Below are 9,772 nucleotides of genomic sequence, written 5' to 3' on the forward strand. Positions count from 1 at the left end.
TTTAATCAGCCTTATTTCCATATGGATGTTATGGGTTCAATTTGCTGAATATCTCTAAGCAGGGGAAGATGATATACTTCCTCAATCGTTCGAAGCACATTTGTATGAGTGACATGTTCATCATACTTCCCTGATTTGACCATGGGACCGACTACAATCAAGGGAATATGATTATCCTTTGCAAAATCGTCCTCGTCCCACGTAACAATTAATAAGCTATGATGAGTCTCCGCCCAGTTGATATACGCGTCCAAATTTGTTTTCAACCAGTCATCTGCTTGCTTGACCGTACCATCATGCATATCATTCTGATGATTGGGAATGACAAAAGATACGGTGGGCAGCTTGGAAAAGTCCTGCGGGAAGCTAGACAAAGGCTGATTAGATTCGGCGGGAACGTTCGTAAATTGAACCCACGGATTATGTTTGCGCGCATAGCCTTTTGTGGAACAGCCTGTATAGCCTGCTTTGGGCATATCTTCCGAATACCCCGTGAACGTCAGCTTAGCGTTGAACAGCTCACTCGCCAGATTGGTCCCTGTAAAAGGCTTTTTACAAGAGTCATCCGTGACTCCCTGTGTGGAGCCTGAAAACAGGGCCAGATAATTCGGTTGACTTGGATGAGTTATGCCATGGGCATTGGTAAACAATGCTCCCTTTTGAATGAGTGATTGCATATAGGGGGCGTCTGAGCCTCCCACAATTTGATTGTAGGAATGGTTTTCTTCAACCACAACTACTATATGCTCGATCGGTGATGTCAAATTCGTCAGCTTATTTATAGCATTGTTATTTAAAAAAACAGAGGATACGGACGGCTCCCAATTAACCTGCAGACCAAGCTGCTCAGCTAGAAAGCGAACAGGAAGCATGGAATTCCCAGCTGTGATATAAGGGGCGACTTCTAGGGTTACCTTGCTGCCATTGACTGCAGCTTCCAGGTTTCCTATCGTAAGCTCGATGGTTTTATCCGCTTTTACAAGGGTAACTTTACGCAGTTCATTGTTCCAGCTTACTTTGAAGCCCATGCTTTCAGCAATCGCTCGTAATGGCACAAAAGTGGTCCCATTATTAATTTGCGGACTGACCTCAGCGTTTATTTTACTTCCATTGATAAAAACTTGAACGGGGTTGTCAGCATGGATAACATGGGGTAATAGAAAGGTAAAAAAGCAAAACAGTGTAACAATGGACAGCAGCTTCTTCATGATGCACCTCGTGTAAGTTATTTTGTTGCAGCTACTTCATTTTAAACTTTTAGAGGTAATGTTGCATGAAAAAGTTGCTCACTTTTATTAAATTTGTCCATAATTATCAGAAATAAGTCGAATGTAATGGTTACAGGGACCTAGTCATCTCCTTCTGACGATTCTTTCATTTTGTTTTCATATTAATATGTTATTTTTTAGGGAGCAGATCAATTGGAGGGCCAAATTTCTATGAAAACAATTTCCTTGTTCAGGGGCATTCGGCGAGAACCCAAGATACTTACGCTAATCGTCTTACTGGCATTAGCTTTAAATACCATACATCTGGATCGGGAAGGCTTCGGTAATCTCTACTACGCTGCGGGTGTCAAAAGCATGCTGTTAAATTGGCATAATTTCTTCTATCTGTCCTACGATCCAGCGGGCTTTATTTCCCTCGATAAGCCGCCGCTCGGGTTTTGGCTGCAAGCTGCAAGCGTTGCTTTATTCGGATTTCATGGGTGGGCCTTGATGCTTCCGCAAATCATTGCCGGTGTTCTTTCCGTGATTATGATTTATCACTTGGTCCATAAGACATTCGGTTCCACAGAAGGTTTGATTGCCGCGCTCATATTGGCGATTACCCCCATCTCCGTAGCAGCTGCACGTAATAATACGATTGACAGTCTCCTTGTACTGACTGTGCTGGCAGCGGCTTGGATGCTGCACAAAGCCATGGAAGGACACCGCAGCCTTCTTTGGACGATTGCCGCTGCGGCAATGATCGGTCTCGGCTTCAATATCAAAATGATGGCTGCCTATCTGGTGCTGCCTGCCTTTATTTTGCTGATCATGCTCTCACCGCGCTTCACTAGGACGCAGAAACTGAAGCAGCTTATTTGGGCTGCTGTAATTCTAGCCATTGTGTCGCTATCGTGGGCGATCATTGTTGATCTTACTCCTGCGGCTCAAAGGCCTTATATTGGCAGTACCGCACATAATTCCGTATTGGAGCTCGCCCTGCAGCACAACGCAATGGGTCGTTACAATGGAATTCATAATCCCTTGAGATTAGTGACCCCTTATCTTGGGGGTCAAATCAGTTGGCTTCTCCCTCTCGTTCTCTTAAGCGCAGTTCTTCTTCTTTGGAAGGCTCCGCTGCTTCGTCCTATGCTGCTGAATCTGCAGCAGCGAACCGTTGTTTTTTGGTCTGTTTGGCTTCTGCCAATGACCCTCTCTTTCACAACGGCTACCTTGTTTCACCGTTATTATACGGTCATGATGGCTCCCGCAATAGCGGCACTGGCTGGGGCAGGCATGGTTAAGCTTTGGCAAGCCTCGATTCAAAGAGAGAAAGCTGGCAAACTGCTGTTTGCTGCGCTTCTAGCAACTGGAGCTTTTGCGATCGTGATCGCGTGGAGTTTTCCCGCTGTGCGCCTTTCTCTTTCTGTCACTATTGGCGCTCTCACTATAGTCTCTCTGTTTGCATGGGTTGCAATCTTTCGATTGGAAAACTTTCAATTCCGCGTTCATCTGAACAAAATCGCAAGTATTACAGGCCTGCTAGCTGTTCTCTCAGGACCTGCCGTCTGGGCGGTAACGCCTTCCGTTTACGGTAATTCCGGTTCTGATCCAGCGGCCGGACCTGAATTAATAAGCCGCCAGACCTTCAATATGCATTCCAAGGAGCATGAAAGCTTGACTGCATTTCTGCAAGCGCAATTCAATCCTGGGAAATATCTCGTTGCCACGCCATCTGCTGAGACTTCCTCTCCTCTTATCCTGGACACCGGCCTTCCTGTCCTGACAATGGGTGGTTACAGCGGCTCGGATCCGATCCTGACGAGTGACCAGCTGCAGGGGCTTGTGCAAACAGGAAGAGTGAAATACTTTCTTCTGCCTGTAGAATCAGAAACTATTAAACTTCCTTATGTACAATGGATTCGGCAGCACTGTCAGGTTGTAACCTCTTTTAGCATGCGCGAATTAAGACCCGCACTCACACTAGAATCATCAAATCCGAATGTTTTTTTATACCAATATATGGGTTAATTACATTCTTGTCTTAAATTTCGTGTTTCTTTCATCTTTTTATTATTTATAGTATGCTTTAATATATATCCAAATACAGGTGATATGAATGATCTTATAAGTACAGAAAGTTTTAGATGGGTGGAGTAAAAGTGATGACTATAAATGCCAAATCATTGATTCAGGAAAAATATTTATTTTTAAAAAAATTTTTACTTTCACCCGGACAAATTGGTAGCATTACTCCAAGCTCAAAATATTTGGCACAAAAAATGATCGACTCCGTTGCCTGGGATGAAGTGAGAAATATTGCAGAACTCGGTTCCGGAACCGGAGCGATCACTAAATTCATCCAGAAATCCAAACACGAGAACGCTCAAGTCCTTTTGTTTGAGAAAGACCCCTGTCTGCGGCAGGAATTGGCCCATCAATTTCCTGAGTTTGGTGTTTATTCGGATGCAAGCCAGCTATATACGTCCATGTCTCAAAAAGGAATTGAGCATCTGGACTGTGTGGTGAGCGGACTTCCGTTTTTTAATTTTCCTCAATCCATTCGCGACCAGCTTTTGGAACAAATCACCTTATCCCTTAAACCCAATGGATACTTCGTAGCCTTCCAATATTCTTTACAAATGAATAAACAATTCAGCCAACACTTCGTATACGATACAATCAAATTTGTACCCTTGAACTTTCCTCCCGCTTTTGTCTATGTTTGCCGGAAAAGGCCAAGTTAAGATGAGTTACGACAATCTCATTGAACTTATTCAACATTTTGGATATGCTGCGTTATTTTTCGCTCTGTGGCTTGGGATTGCAGGCATGCCGATACCGGACGAAGTCGTGGTCATGACAGGGGGAGCTGTCACCGGGACGGGAGTCTTGCTTGCGGTACCTGCTTTTTTCGTCACTTATTTAGGTGTCATCTCCGGATTGACTCTAGGGTATGTATTGGGAAAATACATGGGAGCACCTGTTTTAGCCAAGTTGACTCGAAAGAAAAAGATGGCCCGATACATCCAGCAATCCGAAAGCTTAATCAGCAAATACGGCAATCTCGCCTTATGTTTCAGTTATTTTATCCCTGTTGTTCGGCATGTCATTCCGTACTTGGCCGGCATTAATAAAATGACATTTCGTCGTTACGCCAGTTACTCCTTTACGACTGGATTTGTTTGGACGTTAATCTTTTTTTGGTTAGGCAGGTCTGTCGGAAGCCATGCTGAGCAAATAGGAAATCTGATTTACCATTACGGTATATCTCTCCTGTGGCTGATTTTGGCTCTAGCCGCAGTTTATTTTATTGTTAAATATCTCCGAAACAAGACTCAGAATCGGGAAAAACTCTAAATAAGACAAAAAATCCGCGGTATACGCGGATAGGAATCGGACAATTATTCATGTCTCCAGACGGCAGATGCGTGCATTAATGCGTTTCTGGCAGCCCGCAGATGTCGTTTACTTGTTCCATCTCTTCATGCGATAAGGTTTCGCCCGAAATCTTGATCGCATCCAGGATGTGTTCGGGTTTGGAAACCCCCAAAATAGCGGATGTGATTACCGGATTGCTCAGCACCCAAGCCAATGCGAATTGTCCCAAAGTCCAACCTCGCCGTTCAGCCAAAGGCCTCAGTCTGTCCACGATGTTATAATTGAGATCCTCCGCCATCAAAGCTTTCAACCGCTGTTCACCTGATGCACCTCTTGTGCCTTCCGGCGGAGCTTCACCGGGACGATATTTGCCGGTAAGGAAGCCTCTTCCCAGCGGACTGTATACCAGAACTCCCACTTGCTCCGACCGGCAAAAGGGCAGCAGCTCGCGTTCGATTTCTCTGGCAATAATGCTATATTGGGGTTGGACACTCTCATAAAGATGCAGCCTTTGAAGAGCGCTGATTCCATGCGCTTTGGCGATTTGCCAGGCGCTGAAGTTGGAGCAACCGATATAGCGGACTTTCCCTTGATGGATGAGGTCATCCAATGCCCGCAGCGTTTCATCGAGCGGCGTCTCCTCATCGAAACGATGAACCTGGTACAGATCGATATAATCGGTCTGCAGCCGCTTAAGGCTGTTCTCCACCGCCTGCATGATGTGATAACGGCTTTGACCCGAATCGTTCACTCCCGTCCCTACACGTCCATGCACTTTCGTAGCAAGGATCACGCGCTCCCTCTTGCCTTTTAACCAAGGTCCTATGATGGCTTCAGATTCGCCCGATTGTCTTGGGTCCCGATTGTCCATTCCTTTGCCATACACATCAGCCGTATCAAATAACGTGATGCCTGCATCCAAAGCAGTGTCCATAACCCTGAGAGATTGGGCTTCATCGATCCATCGGCCGAAGGCCATGCACCCTAAACTGATTTCCGACACTTTCATTCCCGTTCTGCCTAACTTGCGATGGTTCATGATTTTCACTCCTATTGATTTTTTTAATGTATGTGCTTGTCTCGTGTATTAGATATTATATGGCATAAAATGAGGCTGCATAAGAACTGAAAAAAACGTGCCTTAGTTACTTTCAGTAAAGTGTCCCTTTTTGCATCTTCTTCACCATCCCTAAATCCTATCATTCTCTTTGCTCTTCAATAAATATCGTATCCCTTTACCTGCAAAAGGTTCATCCGAATATCGAGGTATGACGTGGAGATGTGAATGAAATATATGTTGACCTCCAACATGCCCACAGTTCCAGCCCACATTATATCCATCCGGTTTATATTTCTTGTCGATATAGCCTTTTACCTCATGTAATAATTGATAGGTCGATGTCCATTCATTTTCACTTAGATCAAATACTGTTTCTTTATGACTCCGCGGGACTATTATTCCCGCCCCCCTGATTTCCTGTTCTTTCATTAATGAATAGATGCAAAAGTCATTACTTAAAATAACTTCATGATCGCTGGTTTCAGACATATTACAGTAAATACAATCCTTCATGTGACACCTCTTTAGCTTATTTACAAATCTAATCTGTAAAACAGCATCTTCTTTTCGTTCATTAGATACGTATATAAAGGATCTTCCCCATTTACTTCAATTAATTCTTTATCCTGCACAAATCCAAATCTTGAATAATATTGTTCATTCATTGGATTACTTGTCATTAAACTGATCCTCTTACATTTCTTATTTCTCGAGCTTTCAATAAATTCATTCAGAAGCTTTTCACCAATTTTGTTTTTACGCTGATCTTGCCTTACAAATAAATAATGAAGATAAGCATGATCAGGGTCAGTTTGGTTAATCAACCCTAACGCAAATCCGACCAATTCATCATTCACATAGGCGAGTCTGCAAGTATCCCTGAAAAATCTATAAAACAAAAAATAAATCGAATCTCGTTCCTTAGGTAAAGGAGAACAATCAAAGTCCTTTAATTTCAAGATTCCTTCTGAATCTAATTCTGTAATTATAAGATCGTTCATATTACACCTCGTTTAACGGCTCTAACAGATTAACAATATGATACTTTTGGCGGTATTTCCATAGTAGGACTCAATTAGAATGCCGATTGGCATTATTGATCCTTGTCTATTCCTTCATACCTCTCATCATTAATGATAAGGAGAATAATTAAAACTCTCACCTCAAAATAGGAGCATACGAAAGGAAATGCAAATGTGAGTCGGTTTGAGAGAGATAATAAGCATATTCCATTGGTCTGCTGTAAATTATCTTTTTGAGCTTAAAACTCTTAATATCTTTGTATAAATTTTTTTGGGGTTTTCCGTTAAGTTCAATAATCCAAAGTTTACTTTGATCGTCTAATACAAAATCCACACTCAATTCTCCCAATGAACCCATTTGAGATTCTGCTTCTTGCGCGGCCCTTACACTTACCTCATACAGAGATTGAAGGATTTCATTCATTTTTTCCGGTGAAAATAATCGGGGAAGAATTTTCGCAATATCATAAATAGTTCCGCACATGCTCGTATTAAAGTAATTCTCATAAGCCACTCTACTGGTTATGGCGGTAATTTGGCTGCAATTGGCACTTATCAGGTCTTGTTTCAAGTGAGCGTGACCGAACCGGGCCAACTGATTTTAACCCTCAATGGCGCTGACCTAGCCTATACGGTGGTCGGGCGAGCAACAGGTACTTCTCAGATCGTAGAAATGGCTCTTGTGCAAACATCAGTCATCAATTCAATACTCACTGTACGAAATCCTGCTGGCAATTCCCCAGCACTAACCATTACTCCTCTCGCAGGAGGAACAAGGCCTGTTTCAGCACATCTTGTTATCACACGACTCGCATAGACGGAATAGGCTTTCTCGATTAGCCGCATTTCGGGTATGAATGAGGGGTATGAGTTCAATATATACCTACCTTCAACATTACATCCGGACAAACTGACTTTTTGTCAATTTGTCCGGAACAAACGAACTAAGCACTGCAGAGTCCCATAGTCTCACATTACATAATGCTTCAAAATAATAGAATTCCAAAAAAATTCTGGAATAATTCGCCCTAAATAAGGAAAAAACAAATGTTGGCAGTATAATTAATGTTTCAAAATAAACTGAAGGTGATGATCAGAATTGCAAACAAGGAATTAAAGCAAAAAGGTAAGCTTTCATGGCAGCGGCTCACCTTGTTCGGATTGGGTACTACAACGGGTACCGGATTCCTGCTTGGTTCCAGCCTTGCTATTGAGAAAAGCGGCTTTTCAGTTATTATAAATTTCTTCTTCGCCGCTTTCGGAACATATTTCGTATTCAACGCATTAGCTAACATGATCGCCGAGCATTCGGAGAAGGGTTCCTTCCGTACCTATTCCAGGAAAGCGTTTGGCCACTGGGCTGGCTTTAGCCATGGTTGGGTTTACTGGACCTCCGAAATGTTGATTGTCGGCAGTCAATTAACGGCCATCGGACTTTTCACGAGGTTCTGGTTTCCTGGTATCCCGTTATGGATCCTTACCAGCGTTTATGCAGCCCTTGGTGTCGGTATAGTACTGCTTGGAACAGCTTTGTTCGAGAAGACTATGAACATCCTGGCCGTTTTTAAATTAGGTGCTATATTCATGTTTATCCTGCTGGCTTGCTTGGTTATTCCCGGTGTATTTGGTACAGAGAATGCACATATGCATACTCCAAATCATATAGGCGATGTCTTCAAGGACGGTCCTTTGGGACTGTGGACAAGCTTCATATATGTGTTTTTTTGTTTTTCGGGAATTGAAGTCATGGGAATCATGGCCGCTGAATTACACAATCCCAAGGAAGCTCCCAAATCTGGACTATTTATGATCGTAACGATTACTGTATTATTTATTCTCTCGATCGGATTGGCGTTATTAGTAACCCCTCTTGAGCAGATCACAATACAGGAAAGTCCATTCGTAACGGCGCTAAAAGATCTAAATTACCATTTCCTGGTGCACATATTTAATGGAGTTCTGATTATTGCCGGCTTTTCGGGTTTGGTCGCATCCCTGTACTCGGTCACACTGACGATGTCCATGATTGCAGACGATGGCGATGCGCCAAAGCTGTTCACAAAAAGAACCCGCAAACGCCATTTCCCCTACGCGGCGCTGGGATTGACGATTGCAGGCTTGATTGCGTCCATCGTAGTTGCCCTGCTCATGCCAAAGGGAGTATATGAATACATAACAACGGCAGGCGGCCTTATGCTGCTTTACACATGGCTATTCATTTTGTTCGCCTCTCGAAAACTGCTGAAGCTTACCAAATGGGGGCATATCAAATCTATTTCGGCCATAGTCCTCATAATGATTGCAATATCCGGAACTATGTTCGATCATACAAGCAGACCCGGCTTATTCATAAGCCTCGCGATTCTCTCTACTATTGTCGTTGTCACATTGTTCTTAAGAAACCACTGGAAGGCTATAAAATCAGGAGCTCAATAGCTTGCCACCCGAAATAACCTCCGAAAATGATAAGACAAACACCAGCAGCCCGAGAGATAAATATAAGGATGCTTTCCTTAAAATAGTTTTGGAATATACTTGAAATGGCAGCCATCACAACGTCCCACAAAAGCAGACCAATAAAGATGCCCGAGCTGTAAATAAGCAGGTCCCATGCGCCGAAGCTCTCCGCCGTTTTGGCCAGGATGGAGCCGTATATGCCCAACCAGAAAAGAATGCTGACCGGGTTGGAGAATGTCATGATGAAGCCTGAATAAAACGATTTGAAATGGGACTCCACGCTTCGACTGGATGAACTCGAGAGTTCGTTGACGTTCTTGATGCTTTCCACGCCGGTATAAATGAGAACGAAGCCGCCGAACAACCATAGGAATGTTTTGGCAAACGGGGTCGCCAGAAAATGAGCAGAGCCGAAGTAAATAAGGAGCATGAAAAGTGCATCCGCTAACATGGCGCCCAGGCCTACTAACCAGGCATGCAGAAATCCAAACCGAATGCCTTTGTCGAGCTGCGCGGCATTCACGGGACCAATTGGAGCAGCCAAGGAAAATCCTAACAGGATATAGCTTATGTAGATATTCATATTAAGAGAGACACCCCTTAATTCTTGGATTACTTTTACATCTTATTAAGGGCTTGTCTAC

At 43.4% G+C, this 9,772-nt stretch carries 10 protein-coding genes; 4 read left to right on the plus strand and 6 right to left on the minus strand.

Translation table 11 applies throughout. From position 1 onward, the window contains the following. Positions 1–11: 11 nt before the first annotated feature. A complete protein-coding gene (locus tag BLV33_RS04385; RefSeq protein ID WP_090788632.1) occupies positions 12–1,208 on the minus strand; it encodes an alkaline phosphatase family protein in 1,197 nt (398 codons plus the stop codon). Positions 1,209–1,439: 231 nt separating this feature from the next. On the opposite strand from BLV33_RS04385, the gene BLV33_RS04390 reads away from it, so the two are divergent. The 3 genes from BLV33_RS04390 (at position 1,440) to BLV33_RS04400 (ending at position 4,568) form a co-directional block, all read left to right on the plus strand. After that, positions 1,440–3,239 carry an ArnT family glycosyltransferase gene (locus tag BLV33_RS04390; protein ID WP_090788634.1) on the plus strand — a complete coding sequence of 600 codons (1,800 nt, stop codon included), beginning with the start codon at positions 1,440–1,442 and terminating at the stop codon, positions 3,237–3,239. Between the two features lie 134 nt (positions 3,240–3,373). Continuing rightward, positions 3,374–3,955 carry a class I SAM-dependent methyltransferase gene (locus BLV33_RS04395; protein ID WP_171909331.1) on the plus strand — a complete coding sequence of 194 codons (582 nt, stop codon included), beginning with the start codon at positions 3,374–3,376 and terminating at the stop codon, positions 3,953–3,955. A gap of 1 nt (position 3,956) precedes the next feature. After that, positions 3,957–4,568 (plus strand): DedA family protein, encoded by a 612-nt coding sequence (locus BLV33_RS04400; protein ID WP_090788636.1) that lies wholly within the window; start codon positions 3,957–3,959, stop codon positions 4,566–4,568. Positions 4,569–4,644: 76 nt separating this feature from the next. Here the strand turns inward: BLV33_RS04400 and BLV33_RS04405 are convergent, their stop codons facing one another. The 4 genes from BLV33_RS04405 to BLV33_RS04420 form a co-directional block, all read right to left on the minus strand. Beyond that, positions 4,645–5,628, minus strand: coding sequence for an aldo/keto reductase (locus BLV33_RS04405; RefSeq protein WP_090788638.1), 984 nt, complete (start codon positions 5,626–5,628; stop codon positions 4,645–4,647). Positions 5,629–5,778: 150 nt separating this feature from the next. Continuing rightward, positions 5,779–6,162, minus strand: coding sequence for an HIT family protein (locus tag BLV33_RS04410; protein WP_090788640.1), 384 nt, complete (start codon positions 6,160–6,162; stop codon positions 5,779–5,781). A gap of 20 nt (positions 6,163–6,182) precedes the next feature. Then, on the minus strand, positions 6,183–6,650 hold the full coding sequence (locus BLV33_RS04415) for a GNAT family N-acetyltransferase (protein WP_090788642.1): 468 nt from the start codon (positions 6,648–6,650) through the stop codon (positions 6,183–6,185). Positions 6,651–6,807: 157 nt separating this feature from the next. Then, complete coding sequence (locus BLV33_RS04420) at positions 6,808–7,266, minus strand: YheC/YheD family protein (protein WP_216234698.1); 459 nt, start codon at positions 7,264–7,266, stop codon at positions 6,808–6,810. Positions 7,267–7,736: 470 nt separating this feature from the next. Here BLV33_RS04420 and BLV33_RS04430 point away from each other — a divergent pair, with 470 nt between their 5' ends. Then, a complete protein-coding gene (locus tag BLV33_RS04430; RefSeq protein WP_253186969.1) occupies positions 7,737–9,107 on the plus strand; it encodes an amino acid permease in 1,371 nt (456 codons plus the stop codon). Here the strand turns inward: BLV33_RS04430 and BLV33_RS04435 are convergent. Beyond that, positions 9,085–9,711, minus strand: coding sequence for a LysE family transporter (locus BLV33_RS04435; protein WP_090788644.1), 627 nt, complete (start codon positions 9,709–9,711; stop codon positions 9,085–9,087). The two genes, BLV33_RS04430 and BLV33_RS04435, sit on opposite strands and share 23 nt — an antisense overlap. Positions 9,712–9,772: the final 61 nt, after the last annotated feature.

Source organism: Paenibacillus sp. GP183 (assembly GCF_900104695.1).
GTDB lineage: Bacteria > Bacillota > Bacilli > Paenibacillales > NBRC-103111 > Paenibacillus_AI.

Excerpts from the sequence above, each read along its gene's own strand:
- BLV33_RS04385 (WP_090788632.1), bottom strand. The coding sequence starts at position 1,208 with ATGAAGAAGCTGCTGTCCATTGTTACACTGTTTTGCTTTTTTACCTTT.
- BLV33_RS04390 (WP_090788634.1), top strand. The coding sequence starts at position 1,440 with ATGAAAACAATTTCCTTGTTCAGGGGCATTCGGCGAGAACCCAAGATA.
- BLV33_RS04395 (WP_171909331.1), top strand. The coding sequence starts at position 3,374 with ATGACTATAAATGCCAAATCATTGATTCAGGAAAAATATTTATTTTTA.
- BLV33_RS04400 (WP_090788636.1), top strand. The coding sequence starts at position 3,957 with ATGAGTTACGACAATCTCATTGAACTTATTCAACATTTTGGATATGCT.
- BLV33_RS04405 (WP_090788638.1), bottom strand. The coding sequence starts at position 5,628 with ATGAACCATCGCAAGTTAGGCAGAACGGGAATGAAAGTGTCGGAAATC.
- BLV33_RS04410 (WP_090788640.1), bottom strand. The coding sequence starts at position 6,162 with ATGAAGGATTGTATTTACTGTAATATGTCTGAAACCAGCGATCATGAA.
- BLV33_RS04415 (WP_090788642.1), bottom strand. The coding sequence starts at position 6,650 with ATGAACGATCTTATAATTACAGAATTAGATTCAGAAGGAATCTTGAAA.
- BLV33_RS04430 (WP_253186969.1), top strand. The coding sequence starts at position 7,737 with ATGTTTCAAAATAAACTGAAGGTGATGATCAGAATTGCAAACAAGGAA.
- BLV33_RS04435 (WP_090788644.1), bottom strand. The coding sequence starts at position 9,711 with ATGAATATCTACATAAGCTATATCCTGTTAGGATTTTCCTTGGCTGCT.